The following is a 21,212-nucleotide window of genomic DNA, read 5'->3' on the forward strand; positions in this document are numbered from 1 at the left end:
ACCTAAGCAATCAGCTGTATAGAACGAACAATAACTGCAATACCAACCTTTAACAGGGAGTGTATTTATGAAAACTGCAAGCGTAAATAAATCACCGTCAGCCACGAACTCACTATTTAGTCTGTGGCAACGTGTTACAGCAAAAAAACCAGCCAATCACAATAAACCACGTGTGAACAATGCGCCCTATATCGTCAATCTATTTGGGCTCGATATTCGTAACGTCAGTAAAACTCAAGCGGTTAATTGGATGACGACTAAAGCCAATCCGCTTGGCCCCAAAGTTGGCTTTTTCGTTAACGCCCATTCAATTAATCTCGCGGTTGAGCACGCGGAATTTAATCGCGAATTAAGCAACGCCGATGCTCTCTTCGCTGATGGCAGCGGCATGCGTATGGCAGCGCGCCATACCAACTATCAGTTGCAAGACAACGTTAATGGCACCGATGTTCTACCACTATTGTGTCAGCAGTGCATCAATCACCAACGCTCTATTTATTTACTTGGCGCAGAATCAGGGGTTGCTCGTGAAATGCGCGATAATCTCATTCGCGATTTTCCCAAGCTCAGCGTCGCTGGCTACCATCACGGTTTCATTAACGATGATGATAACCAGCAAGTAGTCAATGCGATTAACGACAGTCATTGTGATGTATTACTCGTTGCAATGGGCTCACCGCAGCAAGAGCGCTGGATCAACCAGCACAAAGATAAGCTGCAATGTCGCACCGTGTTAGCGGTCGGCGGGTTATTTGATTTTTTCAGTGGCAACATTCCACGTGCGCCGTTATGGCTGCGTAAATTAGGTGGCGAATGGTTGTGGCGCTTATTACAAGAGCCCCGCGTTAAGTTCAAACGCTACGTTGTTGGTAATCCCCTATTCCTATTTCGCACTTACATTCTTGGCTTAGCTAAGAAAGGAGCTTAATCATGGCTATTCAATTCATCGATCGAACCAACAAAAACATCATCGCCCAAGCGTATCGTATTGCCCTAATACCAGAAAGAGTACCCAAAAGAATGCCAGGCAATGTGCCGAATAGAATGCCAAAAGCTACTACGTCTAAAACTGTTGCGCCTAAAACTGTTGCGACTAAAAGAACACCGTCGAAAAAGTGTGGCCATCGCGGTTTACCATTGGTTGTTGGCCAATTGTTATCATTGACCATGCTAGTCTTATTAAGCCCGTTATTACTAACCGTCGCGTTACTTATTCGCCTCGAAAGTCGTGGTTCGGTTTTCTATTCACAGCTGCGTGTTGGTGAAAACGGTCGCCGCTTCACCATGTATAAGTTGCGCTCAATGTACTTGCCAACAGATCCGCGATTTAAAGCACCAGATCCCGCAAAAAGCAATCGTCAGGGTTTGTGTCAAAAATTTAAAAAAGATCCGCGCATCACCTGCATCGGCTGGTTCATTCGCAAATACTCAATCGATGAATTGCCACAGTTATTTAACGTGTTAAACGACGACATGTGTCTGGTTGGCCCAAGACCTGCGCTAATTAGTGAAGTCGAGCAATACAGCCACCAGCAACAAGCACGTTTGCATGCAAAACCGGGGTTAACCGGCTTGTGGCAAGTATCTGGCCGCGCCGATATCAACTTTGAGCAACAAGTTGAATTAGATACACAGTACATCGCTAAGCAAAGCCCCTGGCTTGATATCAAGCTACTGTTTTTGACAGTACCAGCGGTATTAATGGCAAAAGGCGCGTATTAGGAAAGGCTAGATTCATGAACCTGAAACAAAAGCTCCCTATTTACTACTAAATAGGGAGCTTTATCAGCGAAGTTAAATCCAATTTTTACAAAATAGCCGCTAACCACTCATTAGCCACAGCTTTAAAGGGCTCCGAAATATTTGAATCCTCAGAAACTCTTTGCCAAAAATCACAAGCGAGTAATTTCGCCTGTTGCCAAGTGTCATCACTGACATTATCAGGACGAACAATTTTCACCTTAGGCGTTGGAATATCGGCGTTATTTGGCATGTATGCCATTGGTAAAATATCGTAAGCCGGCGTTAGTCTAGATGGGGTTATCCCCTCTAAAAATAACGATACGTTACCATTATGGGTATCCGTATTACCGATTAGCCTGCTGTACGATAACCAAAGTTTTAGCAACTCAGCTTGATCAGGTTTAATAATCTCTTGCGTCAGCAGTTTATCAGCGGCATCAGACCAATTTTCTACATAACCAATAAACTCAGCAATCACACTTTCAAGCGATACCATACCGATTTGACCTTCTTCACGCCCCACAATAGTTCTGTCAAAACGCGTGACTTCTAAATAAGCTCGCTGCTCTGTAACGAAAACTTCTGTTTTTGCCGCGTAACTATTGTATTCACACAATACGCTCAACGCATGATGCTCGCAAATGAGTAAATCTTTCACCCGCTCAGCATTGGCATTATTCACATTAAGCGGTTGGCTATATTTAACAATCTTAGACGTGCCAAGAAATGCATTAAACTTTGGTTGTTCGCCACCAGCAGATGAGCCACCAGCCTCTTCAAAATCAGTAAACATTGGCTTAGTTAAATGAGCTTCGTAGCGCTCTAATATTCGTTCACGCGAAGGAACGCTTGACTTAATGGTTCGCAAGGTATCAAAGTCTTTATACAACTCGAAATTACCCGGCGTACTATTTGGCTCTAATACTAAATAGCGCAACACATCATCACTGCTCCAGCCATCGACTCGTGGCGACACTTGTAAATTTGGTGCAACCCGCTTACCAATTAAACGGCCAATAAACCCTTGAGGTTTTAAATCAAAGAAAAACCAAGGTAAATCATCATAGACAACTATTTCATCATCCATTTCCAAAACGCTACCATTTTCAATAATCCATAACTTGCCGAGTTGATGAATAACCGCATTTTCATCTACCTGCCTAACCATGACAGGCTGAGTTATTCCCTTAACCGCGCGAAGGTAGATGTAACGAATATTCTTACCTTGACCCAAACGCACTACTTTTCCGTCATCAATTAACTGAATAAGATGACGAGAAACCGTTGAAACACTCACAGACAAAAAGTCAGCCAACTCGGATGAACTACATTGCCCAGTCATTCGTAAATAACGTATAAGTCGGTCAATCATGACGAGGTTAGGTTCCTTTGAAACAGCTGTTATTATTGAGTTATAGAATTAATATTAACAATTAATGACGAGAATAACTAGCAAGCTTTTTCCGCTAGTTGTTTGATAATATGTTCTTGCACTTCAACCCAAGGCTTTAGCGATAGTTACTGATTATCCCCATTATAAAAATCACAAAACAAAAAGCTCAGTAATATTTATAAATACTGAGCTTTCAAGTATAGGTGATTTAAGTAATTAAAAAACAATTAGAAAGTTTTTAGTGTCCTTTTTTATCATTTGTCCTGCTTGAGCAGCTTATTATCCTCACGTTCACTACTTTGCGTCGCTTTTGAAATGGCACTAATCATTTGTGTAACTTGCTCTACAACCTTTGGTTCAAAATCAGAAGCTTGTATTTTAGTAAATGCACTATCACTGTTCATATTACAGTTTTCAAAAATAGCCTTCATATCATTTTGACTTACGTCATTTCCATAAACTTCGAGATACAACTTTCCAAAATTAATTGCGTGCATTCTATCACTTCGCTTTAGCGATTCATGCATATAAGCATTTCCAATGTTATAAGCATGCTTTGCAAATGCCCCAAATAGCGAAACTACTAATTAGGCCTTTTAACAAAAGGAAAGAAAAGAAAAACCAATCAATGTTGTCTTTGGCTGCCGAATTGAATTCAAAACCACCGTAAATCAATGCACCAATGGCTGACGCGATAGCTAACCCTAAAGAAATACTCCCATGAAAATTCCATGTTTCAGCTTTTTCGGAAAAGATCTTTTCTTTTTCTTTTAAAGCTCCAACAGCAGATTCCACAAATTCTGGAACTTTCAACTCAATCTTTTCTTGAACTTGCTTTTGATGCTCTTCTTGAAGTATTCGAATATTATCTCGAAGCTCATGCTCTTTTTTCAAAAGCCCAGCTGCAACACTTTTATATTTATTTTGCCTCTGATGTATTTCCTTCTCCGATTCTGTAATCTGCTGCCGTAAATCGTCAAGTTGAACAGCGTATTGCTCTTCTCTTGCTCGCTGTCTTCTTTCAAGATACCTTTCCCTTTCTTCGATGTCTTTAAGTCTATTGAAAGCATCCTTCTCATGAGATTTTTCGATTTTATCTGACATAAAATATTTATAGTCATTTTCTATCTCAGACTCTTCTTCAGCGAGCTCTAAAAACATCCTACGTTGATCTATAGCTATAGGCATTGATTTTAAAATTCTATCTCTTAGTTCAGGATTTGACTTTTTTAGAATGTCTAGGGTCAACTTAGTGTTAGAAAACATAAACAAATTATTGATTGCACGAGAGGTAAGTCTTTAAAACTTTTGTAAGAGCCTCTGGTTCTAGTGATTGTACAGTCTCAACAATCCCTCTTTCAGACATATGCCCAAATAAGATATCAATCTCTTTCTTATTGCTGTTGAAAATCAACTCATTTAATTCAGGAGGAGAAAGGTGTTTCCATAGATCAACAAGCTCTTCTCTTGGTAAGTTACTAATTCTTATATTTTGAGTTACGATCCATTTTAGTGAAGTTAACAGCTTAATATACGAAAAACAGTATGATAAAAATTCGTACTATTTTCACTCGAAAACAGCAAGATAGGTTTGTTCATAATATTTACAATGATTTAAATCATCTGATTAAAAGTAAACACATAAAAGGCGCAAAAATCCCTGATAGTAAGCGAAATTTAGCAATTCCCCCCTCTCTTCCATTTTTGCAAACGGCCCTATTCCCGCGTTGCAAAACGCAAATCCTCACATTTAACCACCTTCACTTCAACAAATAAAACCATTACAAAACAGCACCTTAATTAACATTTTAATCTTGGTACGCTCCCTGCAATCCAATGTTATGTAACTCATAACCACATTTGAAAACACGAAACAGCCACCCACTGGATAAACAACTACAAGGAGTGCGATATGTTAAAGAGACAACGATTTATTCAATTATCGATGATCGCTTATAGCATTGTTGCGCTCAATTTAACGGGCTGTGTCAGACACTATTCAAGCGACTTAGATCGCGGTGATGCACAGTTTTACGGTGCGATGGATAACTCGGGTGATAAGTTTGTGCATGAGGCGCCGCCAAGTGCAGATTTTTCTCGTGGCCTTGATTGTTTGCAATTACAAAATACCGCAGCGCCAGTTAACTACTACACCGACCAACCACTTAACCTAAGCGCTGCCAATGATTTACCAGATATGCGCGTTGATCCTATTTTGGCACAAGGTTTACTGCTTAGCCCAGGTGATTTAATCGAAGTGAATATCGAAGACGGCGAAGGGTTTTCTGGTCGTTATATTGTTGATAATAGCGGCGCAGTGAAGATCCCACAAATCGGAAAAATAGCGGCTGCTGGCGACACGACTAATACGCTAGAAACAGAAATAGAGTTGGCGCTCGTACGTAACTATATCTTCCAACCTGCAACCGCCGCAGTCACTATTCAAGTACTTAACTGGTCAGCAATTGAAGTATCGGTAGCTGGCGCGGTTTTTCAACCGGGTCGCGTGCTTATTAATGACAAATTGCCAAGAGCAACGCAAGAAGATCGTCTAGCAGCTGCTGGCGATTACTCACCTACCCGTTTGTTGTCTGAAGCATTACGCGCCGCCTCGGGTATTCGTCCTGATGCCAAATTAGATCAAGTGATGTTGCTACGTAAAGGCTGGCAAGTACAGGTGGATATGACTGGCGTGCTGACTGGCAAACTAGTAAAAGATTATCCATTGGTGGCTGGCGATCGCGTGATTGTGCCAAGCACCGGTTGTTTCCAACCACATCTTGTTAGACCGAGCCAAATTACGCCAAAAGGATTCCGCGTATTTATGTCAAATTTAATTGATTCTGCGGGCGATAACACGAGTGCGGCGATTGGAAAGTATTCCACCAGCCTGCCGTATGGCACGCGCTTACTGCAAGCAGCGGTTTCAGCCAACTGTGTTGGTGGTAAAGACTGGACTAACGCGCCGCGCCGCATTGTGCTTTCAAGCAAGAACCCGCTAACAGGGCAAATTCAAGTGATTGAACGCTCGGTGGAAAAACTACTTACGATGCCAAGCAAAAACAGCATCAACCCGTATTTGATGCCAAACGATGCGGTTGCCTGTTATGACTCTAATGTTACTAACCTACGTGATATCGCTAAGGCTATTGCCGAGTTGATAACCCCGTTTAAGTTACTGTAGGTGATGATATGAAATATCCAATTGTCCCTTTAGATAGGTATGGTCTGATCAGAGCTCAGATCTACCGTACGCTAAAACATCCTTACTTGGTGATTGCGGTAATGTGTTACGCGCTAATTGGTCTGTTTACTGCGCTGTATCTCGCCAAAACACCCGTTTACACCAGTGATATGGAGTTGGTATTGCCAGGTACAGGTAACAGTTCAAGTGTGTCACTTAACGATATTGGTGAAGTCGTTTCAAAAACTAATATGCCATTCTCTGGCGGTGGTTTTAACCCACGTATTAATTACAAAGAGATGTTATCAAGCCGCACCGTGATTGAGCGCGCTGCAGACAGCATGCAAATTTCGCCTGTTAATTTTGGCCGCGCTAAAATCAAGCTAACCGAGCAAACGTCAATTATTACTCTACAAGTCAAAGGCAGCAGTCGCGAACAAGCGCAAGCAAAAGCGTTTGCGCTCTATCAATCGTTTCAACAAGAGCTCGATAATTTACGTGCCGATGAAGTATTACGTCGCGATCAAAGTATCAAGAACATTCTTGGTCAATATCAAGAACGCATGAACGATACGCGTAATGCGATTGTCGATTTTCAGCAGCACTCAATGCTTGTTTCAAGCGATCAAATGGATCAATTAATTCGCACCTTATCTGGCGTTAAAGAAAAGCATCTTTACACCAGCGCCGAGGTACAAAAACTAAAAGAATACATCAATCAATTAAGTGAAGAATTAGGTGTGTCGCCACGTCATGCTGGTCAAGCATTTACTTTGCAATCTGATATTGAGTTTCACGCTTTTGCGCGTGAGCTATCTACCACGGTGAGTACGCTAACCGAATACAGCGCGCGCTGGGGTAAAAAGCACCCTAAAGTGGTTGCTCAACAAAATCGCTTACAGTTAACTCGCAATGCCATTGCTAATCGTTCTCGTGAAATCTTTGGCATCGATTCTGCTGCTATTTTTACTAGCTTAGATTTAGAGTTAACGCCAAAACGCGCGCAGTTATTTGCCGACCTCATCGACGCTTTTGCCAATTTCCAAGGCCAAAAATCGATGCTAACTGACCTAGGACGTTCTATCACTCGCATGACAGATCAACTTAAAGTTTATTCACGTGAAGTTATTGAACTAGAGCGTTTAGAAGGCGAATTTAATATGGCCGAAGCCATTTTTACCTCAGCTGCTGCTCGTATCGAAGCGAGTCGTGCCGATATCTTTGCGTCTTACCCAGTGATTCAATTACTGGCGAGTCCTTCTTACCCAGCGCTTAAAAGTAGTCCACGTAAGTTAATTGCGTTCATCGCCGCCTTCGCAGGTATTTTCTTCGTCACCTTAGGATTAATCATCATATGGCAACGTGCACACTTAATCGAAATACTACTGAAGAAAAGCTAGTGTGGTATGCCATGGTGCTTACCTACCCTTGCTTTGCTATCGGAGCCTTATATGTTTCTGGCTCAGTGATTGGCTGGATGATCTTCGGCGTAGCTATGTTGCGCTGGTATATCAAAGGTATCGACAATTCAGTGTATCTACCTAGTATTTTGTGGCTGTGGATTGGCGGTGGCTTAGTGTTACTAGTCGCGCTATTCGTGGCACACGCTAACTGGGATCTAGGCCTTGGCAAAACCATTAAATCAACAATTGGTTGGGCGAAAGGCTGGGCATTACTACCGCTATTTCTTTTTTTAGGCGCTATGGTCAACATTAAGCGTGAAATCATTATTCGCGCCGCTTGTATTATCGCCATACATTCACTGTTCTTCGGTGTAATTACGGTTGCCGCTTATATCCTGAAGCTGCCAGCAGATTTATTTATATCGCCATTAAAAGTAATTGGTGGTCCTTGTCCTGACTTTTTCACCGTTAGTTTTTACGGTCTTAATCCTGAAACAGGCATCGGTCGCTGGCGTTTTTTCGCACCATGGGCGCCTGCTGCTGGTTTGATGGCGTGCATGTTGTTTATATTCTGTAGCTTAGAGAAAAACACAGGCTATAGAAATTGGGGCATCGCTGGCTGTGCTGTGATGTGTCTATTATCGCAATCACGCGCTGGCTGGGCTATTTTCATTATGCTTATTCCAATGCTGATGTTCCTTGGTAAAATCAAAAGTCCGTTGATGTTGATTATTATCGGCGTAATAACCTGCTTATTTTTACTGGCGGCAGAAGCGATTTATGATTGGATTTACACCTTGTATTCAGACATTAAAGCCGCACGCCCCGATTCAACGCGGGTACGCAGCGCACTGGCAAACATTGCGGTGCAACGCTGGGAAACTGAAGCGCCGATTTGGGGACATGGCATTGTCGAGCGCGGCCCTAAAATTGTTGAATTTATGCCAATTGGCACCCATCACAGCTGGTACGGTCTGTTATTTGTCAAAGGAATGGTCGGGCTTCTCGCATTGGCAATACCACTAGTATTTACCGCGCTATATCTACTGCTAACTAGTTATCACTCGCCAATGTCGCCAAGCGCATTTTGTATGGTGATGGTGCTGGTGTGTTATTCATTTTTCGAGAACCTAGAAATTCTCGCCTACCTTTATTGGCCTGCACTGCTATGGATTGGCATGGCTTTAAACCCAAAAAAATCAGGAGTTCACTATGCATATTAAAAAAAAACAAAGCAATCGCTTAAAGCAATATGATAGCTATGTCGTTGGTTACTACGGCATGCAAAACAGTGGTGACGATGCCTTAATGTATTCAACATTATGGGGCGCTAAACACATGTTAAATCACAAACGCATCAGCTTAGGACTGTACGGTGTCCCCGATAAAGGTTTATTGGTCAGTCATCAGTTTCCTTTGCATCAACAACAGGCGTTTCCCGGTTACAACAGATTGACTCACTATCGCGCTGCATTGCGAAGTAGTAACGTGATTTTTGGTGGTGGTTCGGTACTACATAGCGAATCAGACATCAATCTTAAACGTCACATGCTTAAGTTAGCCTATGATCGAAAATCTCGTGCTGTTGGTGTGAGTTTAGGTCCTTTTGCCAATGTAGCCGCTGAAAAAGCCTGTGCTCAATTTCTCAATGAGTGCCCTTTTGTTGGCCTGCGCGACAAAGAAAGCCTTGCGATAGCCCAAGCTATTGCGCCACAGGCAAACACTAAACTGACCTTTGATTTAGCACCAACCTTGCTTTATAGCACTCAAATTCCTGAACCTAAGGAGCGTCGTGGTATCGCTTTGGCCTTATGCCCGGTCGCCGTTAATGCTTTTGGCGAAGTGGATATTCACGCCGAGCGTGAACGCATAACTCAGATCGCGCGTTTAATCGAAACCCTTTATCACCAAACAGGTGAGCCAATTACCCTGTTGACCTTTAACGGCCATTGTCAACTTGGCGATGGTCAAATCAATCACGCCATCTTTAACAAGCTATGTGGCAAATTACCGTTAGTCGTTAAACCGTATGACGATAATCCATTAGCTGTACTCAAGGATCTTAGCCAATATCAAGCCATCATTAGCATGCGCCTACACGGCGCTATTCTTGGCTATCTAGCGCAAACGCCAGTGATATCAATTAACTATCACAGTAAATGTACCGGCTGGTGTCAGCAAATCGGATTAGCCGATAAATATCAATACAGTGCTGATGAGTTTTCTATTAGTGCTATTTCTCAGCGAATTAATGACGGTCTTAAACAAGGTTTTATTGCGCCGCAGCTATCCGTTGAAGACGCACTATCTCAAACCCTATTAAATTGGAGTACTGATTATGAATAAGCCACAATTTAGCGTTGTTATTCCACTTTATAACAAAGAACAACACATCATTAGAACCCTTAATAGCATTGCTAAACAGTCTTATGCAGCAAGCGAGATTATTGTGATTGACGATGGTTCAACCGATAATGGCCCTCGGCTGGTGAGTGAATGTAACATCGACAATGTGACCTTGGTGCAGCAAAACAACGGCGGTGTTTCCAGTGCCAGAAATACGGGGATTTCGCTCGCCAAACATGAGTTTATTGCCTTTATCGATGCCGACGATCAGTGGCTGCCATTGTATCTTGAGGAAATTGCTAATTTGGTGGCTAAGTTTCCACAAGCGGGTGTTTATGCAACCCATTATCAAGTTATCGAGCCGGGTAATAAATACGTCGATGCCAAAGTAAATCTCAAAGACGTCGATCCAACTGGCGAGCTGCTCGAGGATTACTTTGATGTGGCTTCAAAAGGCGATCTACCATTTACGATGTCATCAATTACGGTGCGCAAATCACTGGTGAATAACATTGGCAACTTCCCATTAAACGAGCCTATGGGGGAAGATCAAGATTTCTTTGCACGTGCGGCAATGGCCAGTGATATTGCCTATTCACCGTCAATTCAATCGCTGTATCATCGTGATGCCACAAACCGCGCTTGTCACTTAAACGTGCCGCATGAAGAATGTCCGTTTAGCGTGCGTTTATCTCATCAGGCAATGAGCGCTAATCGCTCACAAGCAAGTAAAGACACTATGCTCAGATATAGTGCGGCTCATTTATGTCATATTGCGAAGCTCAATATCACGGGGGGACAATTTTCACGAGCCAGAGCTTTATTGCGAGATCCGCGCTGTAAACTCAAACCCAAACATCGCTATGGTTTATTCATTTGGTCATGGATAAGACAAAGTCTAACGCTAGGTCAACGCTTTAAAAATCATATCAGCTAACAACAGGCTCTATCAGGGGCAACAAGATAGTAAAGGTTGTCCCCTTACATTCCTCGCTATGAACCTTAATAGTACCACCATGTTTATCGATGATACCAAATGAAACAGAGAGTCCCAGTCCAGTACCAACGCCGACTGGCTTGGTGGTAAAAAATGGATCGAATATCTTTTTAACGACTTCTGGCGCCATGCCTTTGCCATTATCTTGCACCTTAATAATAATCCACTCACTGTTCTTAAGCGTCGTTTGATACGTGCGAATATCTAACTCTCCATTTTCTTCACAGGCGTATGATGCATTTAAAAATAGATTCATCAATACCTGCGTAATTTCACCACCATGACACAACAAATTTGACAGTGTTCCATACTCTTTATGGACCTTCATCGTATATTTCAATTCACTCCACACGACTTTAAGTGCTTCATCGATAACTTCATTGATGTCACAGGGATCTTTTTCTAAGTCACCGCTATGACTTACTTTTTTAAGGTTAGCGACAATAGCACTCACGCGATTGAGTCCTTTAACACTGTCACCCAGTAAAGATTCAATGTCTTCACAAATAAAATCAATATCTTGATCTTGGCGAAGTGCTTGATACTTTACTAAGAAGTCTTGCGTAGTCATATTGGCAAGCGATCCCATGACGAGCTTATCCAGCGCTAAAATACTCTCAAGGTAGTCAGAGAGTGTATTTAGGTTACTCAAACTAAATCCTATCGGATTATTGATCTCATGGGCAACGCCCGCCGCTAACTGACCGATAGAAGCCATCTTTTCAGACTGGATTAATTTATCTTGAGCTTCTTCAAGTTCAGCGACTGTGCTTTCAAGCTTAACGACATTCTCATAAAGACTGCGAGTTTTATCATCCAGCAAGGATTCGGCCATCTGCCGTGCTTGGCGCTCTCTTTCATAAGCCGCTTTATAGGGATTTTCTTCAGCCATGTATTATCCAACGAAATTGACGATTAATTTACAACGTTCAGCACCGTCGTGCATACATTGTGGGTGACTAATCTCTATCGCCTCATCAAACTGTTTTGCGGCGCCGAAAATCAAGCCAATACTCGCATGGCATAATTTTCGTTTTGAACTGTAATACATAATTAACTCACCATTGGGGCCGTCTTCATAATTAAACGTTGGTAGGTAGGAATCAGGATTTAAACATTTAACTTCGACATGAATTACATCTTCAATTGCCAACAAGAATTCACGTAAATTATCTATTTTTGACACATCAACTGGACTGTTTTTATAGAGAATATCAAACAAATATTGGCCAAATGCTTCCACTAATTTTTCGGCTGGAATACCTGTTTTCTCAGACAATGCAACCACCATATTAATCAGTTCACTGTCTTCGTATTGAGCCCCAGAAGTATAAATACCGTTTGACGTTGGGCTTGTTTTATCAATGAGTTCATTCCATTGTTCCATCCCCATTTTCTCAATAATCATGTCTGAAAATGCACTAAAAATAGCACCTTGCATACCTCTCTCCCTGTTAAAGTAACAAATTTTAAATCATCATATTAAGCAATAAATAATGTAATTTTTGTATCGTAATTATCTTCGTAATTTCGTAATTTCTCTATCATTGGTGCCGTAATCTCTTGGCCGGCTGTTAGCATGATATTGCCATTGGTTAGCACCAAGTCTTCAAGTAAGGTATCGCCAATTTTTAGACCTTCTATGCCAACGCTATATTCAATATCTTCCCCGAAATCACTGCGCTCATTCATCACTGAAAATAGTGCACTAACAACGACTTTGTCATACCAAGTATCCGCCCGTGACATTAACCACGATTTAGCATCTGGCACTGACATTAACTGTTTATTCTCTTTACCTGCAATTAAGAAATCAAAGTCTTTAACAACGCGAATAATTCGCGCACCAATAGGGATATCATCACCCGCTAAATGATCTGGTACACCGGTGCCATCGACATTTTCATTTTGATGAAAAATATTTTCAGTCAGTGCATCGAATCGTGAAACCCGGGCCACAATTTTTGCACCAATGACTGGATGGTGCATAAACTCATCATCAAGCTTACCAGTCCCGACTCCGACCTTAGCAATCACATCATCACTTAACCCTACAGTGCCGATTTCATGTAACAAACCACAAAGATAAATACGACGACATGTTGCGTCATCAAGGGCTAAATAACGTGCAACCCCCTTACATTGCAAAGCGACGCGTTTGTTATGGCCAGCACCAAAACCAGTACGGTATTCAATAGTTGTCGACATCATATCTAAGACATCATGTAACAACGAATTTTGAGATTTAAGCGCGCTAGACAACTTATTTTTACTTTGCACTAGAGCGGCGGTGCGCTCAGTTACTTTTTGTTCAAGCGTATGATTAAACTGAGTAAGTCGATCATTAGCATCGCTTAATTGTTCATTAAGCACGCGTGTTTTCTTCTTGAGAAGGTAATGTTCTGATACTTGACTTAACAATAATTTAAGTTCTTGATTTTCCCATGGCTTACCAATATAGGTATAGATGCCACCGTCATTAATTGCCTGAATCGTCGTTTCCATGTCACTATAACCAGTGAGTAAAATTCGAATTGCATTAGGCTGAATATCTTTGGCATGGGTAAAAAATTCGGCGCCATTCATTATCGGCATCCGCATATCTGAAATAATAATGTCGATGGGATGTTCACGCAGATAATCAATCGCTGACGGGCCTTCAGTAAAAGTGACTATATTGAAGTCTTTACGTAATAAGCGTTTAAGTGAATTAAGTATGTCCTGCTCATCATCAAGCAGAAGCAGGTTCAAACGCAGCGCAAGTTCGGTATCTTGTATGCTCATAAATTCCCTCTCCTGTTGTGATCTAGTTATTCATTGAAAAGTACACAAAACATACTCTAGATATATCGCTAATTAGTTGGCAAGTAAAGAAAAAAGTAATAAAAAAGCCGTACTTTCTCAAGCACAGCTTTCATTTTCAAATAGTAAATTTGTTCACTATTTTTTTGTGGCAAACATCTCGATAATGCTTGAGAAGTCTTTAGTGCCATTACCACCATTACTGTGCATTGAATACAAGCTTTGAGCCATTGCGCCAAGTGGCGTGCTCGACTTAGACATTTGAGCCGCTTGCGCCGCTAAACCTAAATCTTTAAGCATTAAATCAACCATAAAACCGCCTTGATAATCATTACTCGCTGGGGTTGATTCCATCACACCAGGAACAGGATTATAAAGCTCTAAACACCAGTTACGGCCTGAGCTTTTTAGCATAATGTCAGACAAGACTGATGGATCTAAGCCATTATCCATGCCCATTTTTAATGCTTCACTTGTGCCAGCCATTAACACTGACAACAACATGTTATTACAAATTTTGGCAATTTGACCTGCACCTACTTCACCGGCTAAAAATATGTTTTTACCCATATTATCAAGCACTGTTTTAGCGCGTTCGAAATGCTGCTGACTACCGCCACAAATAAAGCTTAGAGTGCCAGCAGCCGCGCCAGCAACGCCGCCAGATACTGGCGCATCCATGAAGGCAATGCCTTGCTGTGCCGCTTGAGCAGCGACAGTTTTCGCGCTATCAGCATCAATGGTACTAGAATCAATCAACAGCGTATCTTTGTTAACAACGCTCAGTAAACCGCTTTCGCCTAAATAAACCATTTTCACATGTTTACCTGCTGGCAACATGGTCACTACAAAGTCTTTATCTGTCGCGGCTTCATTTGCACTAGCTGTTGACGTAGCGCCATGCTGTACAACGCTATTCATTGCATCACTGCTTAAATCAAACACACTCACGTCATGGCCGGCTTTTACTAGGTTGATGGCCATAGGCCCACCCATATTTCCTAGGCCAATAAATCCTACTTTTGCCATGATTAGGCTCCTTTTAGCTTTAGTGGATGAGATGAGTCATCCCATATTGGATTAAATAGTTCGTTAACAAGCGCATCATCTACGCTCTCTACATCACTGAATTTCCACGCAGGTTGATTATCTTTATCAATTAACAACGCGCGAATACCTTCTGCAAACTCACCAATCTCACCACTTAACACAGACAGTTGTAATTCGAGTTTAAAACATTGTGCCAACGATAATTCTTTGCCAGCGGCAAGTTGACGTTCAAGAATACGCGCCGACAGTGGGCTACCGTTAACCATTGAACGTTTGGCGCGTTTTAACCAGCTATCTTCATCGCCCCATGAGGCGATTTTTTGCATTGTTTGGGCTAACGATGGTTGATTAACGGCGTCGTCAATAACAGCTTGATGGGTTGCAATATTGCCATTAGGCATTTGCTCATAAACCGTTTTTTCAAGATTCATTACACAATGACTCACCAATTGGCGATTCACATCGCGATCCATGGTCCAGCTTTGCTGCGCCAGCGCTTCAATCAATTGAGCTTTCTGCTCATGCAACAAAAAGTGATCGGCGAGTTTTACTTGCAAACAATCAGCAGCATTCATTTGCGCCGCGGTCAGTCCAAGAAATAATCCCAAATTGTCAGGCATTTGGTTTAAAAAATAAGTGCCGCCAACATCAGGATACAATCCAATGCTGATCTCAGGCATAGCAACGCGCGATGATTCAGTCACGATGCGGTGACTGGCGCCAGCGAATAGCCCTAATCCACCACCCATCACATATCCATTACCCCAGACCACAATAGGTTTACTGTAGGTGTGAATGGCATAATCTAGGCTATATTCTTGTACAAAAAAGTCTTGAACAAAGGGCTGACGTTGACCAGGGTTTTCTTTCATTGCTTTATACAGTTCAACAATATCACCACCCGCACAAAACGCTTTGTCACCCATACTATCAAGGACGATAGCAACCACGGTTTCATCTTGCTCAAATCGTTCAAGCGCAGGTAACAATGAATCAATCATCGCCTGATTTAATGCATTAAGGGATTTTTCACTATTTAAAGTCGCCTGAATAATATAATGCCCATCTCCCGTTTCATGAGCGTTATAAATAACGGCGTTATTAGTATCCATTAACTATTTGTCCACTGCGGTTTGCGTTTTTCAAGGAACGCATTAACGCCTTCTTTTTGATCATTTGAATCAAATAATGCAACGAACTTTTCACGCTCTAATGGCAATGCGCTATTGATTGAACCACCACGGCCCATTTGAATAAGCGATTTACAGGCAGTCACGCTCACTGGCGATTGCTTAGCGGTTTGTTTAGCTAATTTAAGCGCTGCTTCTAACGAACCGCCTTTTTCTACGACTTCTTCAACTAAACCAATTTGCTCTGCTTTTTGGGCAGTGATTCGTTCACCACATAAAATCATGCGTTTTGCCCAACCTTCGCCGACCAATAAGCTAAGATTCTGAGTACCACCAGCACACGGCAATAATCCTACCGCCGCTTCTGGCAACGCCATTTGTGCTTGTTCTTCGGCAATACGAATATCACAAGCAAGCGCAACTTCTAAACCGCCACCCATTGAATAACCATTGATGGCCGCAATAGAAACACCTCTAAAGTTAGCCAGGGTTTCAAATGCTTCCCCAAAGACTGTTGCCATCGTTGCTGCAGTGCCTTTATCGCCGCTTGCGAATACGTTTAAGTCAGCGCCAGCGCTAAAAAACTTCTCACCTTCTCCCGTGATAACTAATGCATAAATTTCTTTATCATCATTTAATTCACGAACCATATCACGCAATAACGTTAAGCTTTCTTTTGTCCACGTATTAGCAGGCGGATTCGCAATGGTAATGACCGCGGTATGTTCTTGTTTTGATAATTGTAATAACTGAGTCATAAACACTTCCTATTAAATGTCGTCATAAAAAAAGCGCCGTTATCAATCGATAAGACGCTTCGTTGTGTTGTTATAGCATTTCTACTGCAATCGCTGTCGCTTCACCGCCACCAATACAGAGGCTGGCAACACCTTTGCTTAATCCTTTATTTTTAAGTGCATGAAGCAATGTCACAATAATTCGAGAGCCACTTGACCCCAGTGGATGACCTAGCGCACACGCGCCGCCATTAACATTAACTTTGTTATGATCTAATTCCAGATCTTTCATCGCTAACATTGTTACCATGGCAAACGCTTCGTTAATTTCATACAAATCAACATCATCTGTCGACCAACCTGCGCCCGCTAACACTTTATTCATTGCGCCAACTGGGGCAATGGTAAATTCACTCGGGTGCTGTGCGTGAGTCGCGTGGGCTTTAATGGCTGCAAGCGGTGTTAAACCGCGTTTTTTAGCTTCACCTGCGGTCATAATCAATAACGCTGATGCGCCATCTGAGATTGAGCTAGCGTTAGCTGCTGTGATAGTACCGTCCTTTGCAAACGCAGGACGTAAACTAGGGATCTTATCAACACGGGCATTACCTGGCTGTTCGTCAATACTCACTACAGTATCACCACGACGAGAGCTAATAGTCACAGGAACAATTTCGTTTTCAAATGCACCAGAATCGATTGCAGCGTTAGCACGTGATAAAGATGCTATTGCGAAATCATCCATTTGCTCACGAGTAAATCCAGTGTCATCACTAGTTTGCTGGGCAAAACAGCCCATTGCTTTACTTGTTTGAGCATCTTCAAGACCGTCTAAAAACATATGATCTTTAACTTCGCCATGTCCCATGCGCATCCCATGACGTGCTTTTGGCAACATGTATGGTGCAAGACTCATACTTTCCATGCCACCAGCAACCACAACATTGGCACTACCTGCTTTAATAAAGTCATGAGCCATCATCACAGCCTTCATACCTGAACCACAAACTTTATTAATGGTTGTACATACAGTATCTAAGGATAAATCGGCCTGAAGTGCAGCTTGACGAGCAGGTGCTTGACCTAAGCCAGCTGGCAAGACACAACCCATAATCACTTCATCAACGTCTGTTTTAGCTAAACCTGTTGAATCCATTAGCCCAGCAATAGCAACGCTACCTAAGGTGGGGGAAGCCACTTGACTTAGCGAGCCACCAAAGCCCCCCATTGGGGTTCGTAAGGCCTGTACGATAACGATTTGTTCTTGATTACTCATAATTAGCTCCGATAACTTAACGGTAACACGATGTATAAATTATCATGTTAGAAAATTGATAATCGATACATTACCCTAAGATACCGTTGACGCCAACGTAAACTTTAGTACAAGTCAGAATTAATTATTGGTGAAAAGTGTAAAGCTGAAATGACAGTTAGTCGTCTAAGCAAGCTACATAACCTTGTTCGTCGCGATGAGATTGCTTGGATGAGTTAAGCAGGTTCATTAATGTCGCGTTTAACGTTTCACGGTTTAACATTTCAATCATTGAAGCGTCAGTGTATAAAACACTCAAGTGAAGCGTTTGATCTTTTAGACGAGCAATGGTTTTCGGCGTAAATGGCTTTGTAACACGTTTTAAATAAGTAACAATGTCTTCATAATCACGCTGAAAAACAATCAATGCAAAAGTATCATCGTCATAACGAAAAAGAATATCTGTCTCATTCTTTAACTCGGTCAATTTAGCAGCTGTAATTACAAGTACTCTATCCGCTTTATCGACGCTAAAGCTATGTTTTAACATCGCTAACTCATCAATACTTATTAATGCCATTGATACTTTGCTATTTTGCAGATTATTTAGCTTGCTGTAGTTCTCTAACTCAGATCCCCCCCCTTGCTGAGTCAGTACACCTGTTAGCGCATCATGTTTATCAACGGTAATGACTGATAAATACTGGCGGCGCATATACATTGATGTAGCTAAAGCAGCTCCAATCAACGTGAGCAAAGCGATCGCATAAGTAAAAAATGCCTTTAGCCTTATGATCTCTTCATCAATAGTGACTCGTTGTTCAACAAGTTTATCTAATTGACTTTGCAATTTATTATTGGCGCTCGCAAACAGTGCATTTAAATGGGCAAGTTGATTTTCATTTACCGCTTGGTCATAGCTATCTTGATAAGATACCGCGCGATTAAGTTCTTCAACCGCTAATTGATGATTACCTTGTTGCTTCGCAATCATACTTTTTAGTCGATGTAGCGTGGCTAAATCACTCGCTAAATCATATTCAAAGAAAACGTCATACAACTGTGTTACTAATACATTGCCTTGATTTAACTTCCCTTGATTAATATAGGATTCCGCCAACAAAAGTTGTGCTTGACGGTAGTTAAAATCAGCACTTATGCCACTCATTAATTCAAGCGCTTGAGTGAGAATAAGCTCCTCTTTAGCATAATCTTTTTGTTCTTTATAAGGAAAAGACTCCATCACTTTAAATAAATTCAAAACTGATACATCACCAGCTTTTTGACAAGCAGCTCTCGCAGAATTTAACAATTTGGAAAATTCAACGTAATCCTTTTGGACAATTAACCAATAAATCGTACTATCAAGCACATTACATTTCAGCACATCATCATCTGTTCGACTTGCAATAACTTGCGCTTTATCTAGCCAATATTTTGATGTTTTGAAAGTTCCCGCTTCAATATTGAGCTCCGCAGCCACCAAAAGAATATTGACCCAATCGACCAATGGAACTTCTTCTTCTGACAATTGATCCGCGTAGTTTAAATACTGAAATGCTTGAACGTAATCGCCTAGAATCTGACTTAACTGAATCGCATATTTGTAATACAGCACCAAATATTTAGGTGGCATGTCTTGCGGCTTCATTGCGTCTATTTTTCTTTTTCCTTCCTCATATTTTCCTGCGATGACAGTCAATTTCAAATGAATAAATGCATGTTGTATTTTAAATTCAGGGGTGAGTTCATCTGCAGAAATCTCTTTCAGCAGTTTAAATGCCTGATCGCTATCAGAATAAGCTAACTCTCCCGCTTTACGAATTTTTTCACCAACGCTTTGTTCTAATGGTCTTTCGGCATTAGAATTCGCTTGGACATTAAATAAAACCGACAATGAAACGAAAAAATAAAAAATATACTTCATCGTTTTGACCTACTAATGGCAATCAATATCAAGCTAATTAAGCCAATCATCGCAAGAAAACCGATACCAACAAGCAAGAAGCAGTAATTACTTTCACTTTCTGTACTGCGTTTAATAGCTCGCTTTTCTTGTTCAATTGCCCGTGCTAATCGTTGCTTATTTTCACTGATCCGAAACGTCAAAAACGAAACATTATCGCTACGTTTGTTTTTTTCCAGCTTTGCTTTGTCTTCAACAAAGGATTCTAAAGCCTTCATTGCATTACCTAACTCACCAATGCGTTGATAATACTGGGCACTTAATTGATGAAACGCGATTTTTTGCTTTGGTGTAGTTTTAGTTTCTAGTAGCGCTTCTATCGTTTGTAACGTTGACGCGGCATGGGGTAAGTTACCTTTCATCAAAGCAACTTCAGCACTTAATAAATATGTATCAACAAGACGATTAACGATATGTTGAGACTGATATATTCGCGCTGATTTTTCCAGATATTGTGCCGTTTGTTGGTTCACTTTGTTACGCGCAATATCAACAGCGGCCAATTGATAAAAACTGTCTGCAGCGACAATACCAAGATGTTCAATCAAACAATTTTCAGCCGTACTTTCGTACAATTGTGTATTTGATTTTGGCTTATTCTTAGTCATCAAAGACTGTAGGTTTAGGTTAGCTAACTGGCAAAATTCCCGAGCACTGAACTTGTCATTTTGAAGTGATCGTAATTGAATAAGGGTATTAGAGAACAAGTTGAGTTCATTCGCATTAAAATAAATACGTGCATAAACAAGCAAATAGCTAAATTGCGGGTTACCCAATACACTAGGGTTATCAGCCACTTTTAAGCGGTTTAAATAATCCATCGCACCAACACCATTAAATTGATGAGCAAGGTTAAGCGCATTCAAATAGTAAAAGTAGGCTAATTCATTACCAGACAACAGTCTTTGATTCACTTCCGTTAATTGCTTATTAGCTTGTTCAAAAGCTCCCTGCACAATAGCAGCATGAATACGTGCTAGAGCCAGCTCAGCGTTAGACAAGTGCTGAGCAATAGATAAGCGCTCAACTGTATGAGAATTTTTATGATCTGTTGATAATTGTTTGATGGCTTGAACAGGAAAGTCATTAATGAGCTGCTCAAACTTGTAGTCGGACGCAAATAGCCACGAAGGACACCACATCAAACAACAGACCAGCCAAAAACGTTTAATAGAAAAATAATTCAACGAACAACTCAATGATAAT

General features: G+C 41.4%; 19 protein-coding genes. 7 read left to right on the forward strand and 12 right to left on the reverse strand.

Annotated elements, in window-relative coordinates; all coding sequences use genetic code 11:
• The first annotated feature begins 67 nt into the window (after positions 1 to 67).
• Positions 68 to 928 carry a WecB/TagA/CpsF family glycosyltransferase gene (locus tag ACMAZF_RS12135; RefSeq protein WP_435274078.1) on the forward strand — a complete coding sequence of 287 codons (861 nt, stop codon included), beginning with the start codon at positions 68 to 70 and terminating at the stop codon, positions 926 to 928.
• Between the two features lie 2 nt (positions 929 to 930).
• Positions 931 to 1,722 (forward strand): sugar transferase, encoded by a 792-nt coding sequence (locus ACMAZF_RS12140; RefSeq protein WP_435274079.1) that lies wholly within the window; start codon positions 931 to 933, stop codon positions 1,720 to 1,722.
• 85 nt (positions 1,723 to 1,807) lie between these two features.
• Here ACMAZF_RS12140 and ACMAZF_RS12145 read toward each other — a convergent pair whose 3' ends face one another.
• The 3 genes from ACMAZF_RS12145 to ACMAZF_RS12155 form a co-directional block, all read right to left on the reverse strand.
• Positions 1,808 to 3,115, reverse strand: a complete 1,308-nt coding sequence (locus tag ACMAZF_RS12145; protein WP_435274080.1) for a HipA domain-containing protein — start codon at positions 3,113 to 3,115, stop codon at positions 1,808 to 1,810.
• 275 nt (positions 3,116 to 3,390) lie between these two features.
• Positions 3,391 to 3,663, reverse strand: coding sequence for a hypothetical protein (locus tag ACMAZF_RS12150; RefSeq protein ID WP_435274081.1), 273 nt, complete (start codon positions 3,661 to 3,663; stop codon positions 3,391 to 3,393).
• A gap of 16 nt (positions 3,664 to 3,679) precedes the next feature.
• Complete coding sequence (locus tag ACMAZF_RS12155; protein WP_435274082.1) at positions 3,680 to 4,402, reverse strand: hypothetical protein; 723 nt, start codon at positions 4,400 to 4,402, stop codon at positions 3,680 to 3,682.
• Between the two features lie 646 nt (positions 4,403 to 5,048).
• Between ACMAZF_RS12155 and ACMAZF_RS12160 the strand changes: the two genes are divergently transcribed.
• The 5 genes from ACMAZF_RS12160 to ACMAZF_RS12180 are packed head-to-tail and all read left to right on the forward strand — an operon-like array spanning position 5,049 to position 11,006.
• The gene (locus ACMAZF_RS12160) at positions 5,049 to 6,320 is read left to right on the forward strand and encodes a polysaccharide biosynthesis/export family protein (protein ID WP_435274083.1); all 1,272 of its coding nucleotides are present in this window, start codon (positions 5,049 to 5,051) and stop codon (positions 6,318 to 6,320) included.
• Between the two features lie 8 nt (positions 6,321 to 6,328).
• A complete protein-coding gene (locus ACMAZF_RS12165; protein ID WP_435274084.1) occupies positions 6,329 to 7,720 on the forward strand; it encodes a GumC family protein in 1,392 nt (463 codons plus the stop codon).
• Complete coding sequence (locus ACMAZF_RS12170; protein ID WP_435274085.1) at positions 7,675 to 8,946, forward strand: O-antigen ligase family protein; 1,272 nt, start codon at positions 7,675 to 7,677, stop codon at positions 8,944 to 8,946. Before ACMAZF_RS12165 ends, ACMAZF_RS12170 begins: the two co-directional genes overlap by 46 nt.
• Positions 8,936 to 10,069, forward strand: coding sequence for a polysaccharide pyruvyl transferase family protein (locus ACMAZF_RS12175; RefSeq protein WP_435274086.1), 1,134 nt, complete (start codon positions 8,936 to 8,938; stop codon positions 10,067 to 10,069). Before ACMAZF_RS12170 ends, ACMAZF_RS12175 begins: the two co-directional genes overlap by 11 nt.
• Entirely contained in the window at positions 10,062 to 11,006 is a 945-nt protein-coding gene (locus ACMAZF_RS12180) for a glycosyltransferase family 2 protein (RefSeq protein WP_435274087.1), read from the forward strand. The genes ACMAZF_RS12175 and ACMAZF_RS12180 overlap by 8 nt, the downstream gene beginning before the upstream one ends.
• On the opposite strand, the gene ACMAZF_RS12185 is transcribed toward ACMAZF_RS12180, so the two are convergent.
• From ACMAZF_RS12185 to ACMAZF_RS12225, 9 genes are all read right to left on the reverse strand, one after another.
• Entirely contained in the window at positions 10,999 to 11,958 is a 960-nt protein-coding gene (locus ACMAZF_RS12185; protein WP_435274088.1) for a sensor histidine kinase, read from the reverse strand. The two genes, ACMAZF_RS12180 and ACMAZF_RS12185, sit on opposite strands and share 8 nt — an antisense overlap.
• Before the next feature lie 3 nt (positions 11,959 to 11,961).
• Positions 11,962 to 12,507, reverse strand: coding sequence for a heme NO-binding domain-containing protein (locus tag ACMAZF_RS12190; RefSeq protein WP_435274089.1), 546 nt, complete (start codon positions 12,505 to 12,507; stop codon positions 11,962 to 11,964).
• A gap of 41 nt (positions 12,508 to 12,548) precedes the next feature.
• Entirely contained in the window at positions 12,549 to 13,850 is a 1,302-nt protein-coding gene (locus ACMAZF_RS12195; RefSeq protein ID WP_435274090.1) for an HD domain-containing phosphohydrolase, read from the reverse strand.
• A 156-nt stretch (positions 13,851 to 14,006) separates the two neighbouring features.
• Positions 14,007 to 14,897, reverse strand: a complete 891-nt coding sequence (gene mmsB, locus ACMAZF_RS12200; protein ID WP_435274091.1) for a 3-hydroxyisobutyrate dehydrogenase — start codon at positions 14,895 to 14,897, stop codon at positions 14,007 to 14,009.
• Positions 14,898 to 14,899: 2 nt separating this feature from the next.
• Positions 14,900 to 16,030 (reverse strand): enoyl-CoA hydratase/isomerase family protein, encoded by a 1,131-nt coding sequence (locus ACMAZF_RS12205; RefSeq protein ID WP_435274092.1) that lies wholly within the window; start codon positions 16,028 to 16,030, stop codon positions 14,900 to 14,902.
• On the reverse strand, positions 16,030 to 16,806 hold the full coding sequence (locus ACMAZF_RS12210; protein ID WP_435274093.1) for an enoyl-CoA hydratase: 777 nt from the start codon (positions 16,804 to 16,806) through the stop codon (positions 16,030 to 16,032). Before ACMAZF_RS12210 ends, ACMAZF_RS12205 begins: the two co-directional genes overlap by 1 nt.
• 70 nt (positions 16,807 to 16,876) lie before the next feature.
• Positions 16,877 to 18,061 (reverse strand): acetyl-CoA C-acyltransferase, encoded by a 1,185-nt coding sequence (locus ACMAZF_RS12215; RefSeq protein WP_435274094.1) that lies wholly within the window; start codon positions 18,059 to 18,061, stop codon positions 16,877 to 16,879.
• Positions 18,062 to 18,218: 157 nt separating this feature from the next.
• Positions 18,219 to 19,967: a diguanylate cyclase domain-containing protein gene (locus tag ACMAZF_RS12220; protein ID WP_435274095.1), complete on the reverse strand. Its 1,749-nt coding sequence runs from the start codon at positions 19,965 to 19,967 to the stop codon at positions 18,219 to 18,221.
• Entirely contained in the window at positions 19,964 to 21,148 is a 1,185-nt protein-coding gene (locus ACMAZF_RS12225) for a hypothetical protein (RefSeq protein ID WP_435274096.1), read from the reverse strand. Before ACMAZF_RS12225 ends, ACMAZF_RS12220 begins: the two co-directional genes overlap by 4 nt.
• Positions 21,149 to 21,212: the final 64 nt, after the last annotated feature.

Origin of the sequence: Psychrobium sp. nBUS_13, from assembly GCF_051201665.1 — a bacterium.
Classification (GTDB): Bacteria; Pseudomonadota; Gammaproteobacteria; order Enterobacterales; family Psychrobiaceae; genus Psychrobium.

Excerpts from the sequence above, each read along its gene's own strand:
- ACMAZF_RS12210 (WP_435274093.1), bottom strand. The coding sequence starts at position 16,806 with ATGACTCAGTTATTACAATTATCAAAACAAGAACATACCGCGGTCATT.
- ACMAZF_RS12205 (WP_435274092.1), bottom strand. The coding sequence starts at position 16,030 with ATGGATACTAATAACGCCGTTATTTATAACGCTCATGAAACGGGAGAT.
- ACMAZF_RS12170 (WP_435274085.1), top strand. The coding sequence starts at position 7,675 with ATGGCAACGTGCACACTTAATCGAAATACTACTGAAGAAAAGCTAGTG.
- ACMAZF_RS12155 (WP_435274082.1), bottom strand. The coding sequence starts at position 4,402 with ATGTTTTCTAACACTAAGTTGACCCTAGACATTCTAAAAAAGTCAAAT.
- ACMAZF_RS12175 (WP_435274086.1), top strand. The coding sequence starts at position 8,936 with ATGCATATTAAAAAAAAACAAAGCAATCGCTTAAAGCAATATGATAGC.
- ACMAZF_RS12145 (WP_435274080.1), bottom strand. The coding sequence starts at position 3,115 with ATGATTGACCGACTTATACGTTATTTACGAATGACTGGGCAATGTAGT.
- ACMAZF_RS12150 (WP_435274081.1), bottom strand. The coding sequence starts at position 3,663 with ATGCATGAATCGCTAAAGCGAAGTGATAGAATGCACGCAATTAATTTT.
- ACMAZF_RS12195 (WP_435274090.1), bottom strand. The coding sequence starts at position 13,850 with ATGAGCATACAAGATACCGAACTTGCGCTGCGTTTGAACCTGCTTCTG.
- mmsB (WP_435274091.1), bottom strand. The coding sequence starts at position 14,897 with ATGGCAAAAGTAGGATTTATTGGCCTAGGAAATATGGGTGGGCCTATG.
- ACMAZF_RS12215 (WP_435274094.1), bottom strand. The coding sequence starts at position 18,061 with ATGAGTAATCAAGAACAAATCGTTATCGTACAGGCCTTACGAACCCCA.
- ACMAZF_RS12190 (WP_435274089.1), bottom strand. The coding sequence starts at position 12,507 with ATGCAAGGTGCTATTTTTAGTGCATTTTCAGACATGATTATTGAGAAA.
- ACMAZF_RS12140 (WP_435274079.1), top strand. The coding sequence starts at position 931 with ATGGCTATTCAATTCATCGATCGAACCAACAAAAACATCATCGCCCAA.
- ACMAZF_RS12160 (WP_435274083.1), top strand. The coding sequence starts at position 5,049 with ATGTTAAAGAGACAACGATTTATTCAATTATCGATGATCGCTTATAGC.
- ACMAZF_RS12220 (WP_435274095.1), bottom strand. The coding sequence starts at position 19,967 with ATGAAGTATATTTTTTATTTTTTCGTTTCATTGTCGGTTTTATTTAAT.
- ACMAZF_RS12185 (WP_435274088.1), bottom strand. The coding sequence starts at position 11,958 with ATGGCTGAAGAAAATCCCTATAAAGCGGCTTATGAAAGAGAGCGCCAA.
- ACMAZF_RS12180 (WP_435274087.1), top strand. The coding sequence starts at position 10,062 with ATGAATAAGCCACAATTTAGCGTTGTTATTCCACTTTATAACAAAGAA.
- ACMAZF_RS12225 (WP_435274096.1), bottom strand. The coding sequence starts at position 21,148 with ATGTGGTGTCCTTCGTGGCTATTTGCGTCCGACTACAAGTTTGAGCAG.
- ACMAZF_RS12165 (WP_435274084.1), top strand. The coding sequence starts at position 6,329 with ATGAAATATCCAATTGTCCCTTTAGATAGGTATGGTCTGATCAGAGCT.
- ACMAZF_RS12135 (WP_435274078.1), top strand. The coding sequence starts at position 68 with ATGAAAACTGCAAGCGTAAATAAATCACCGTCAGCCACGAACTCACTA.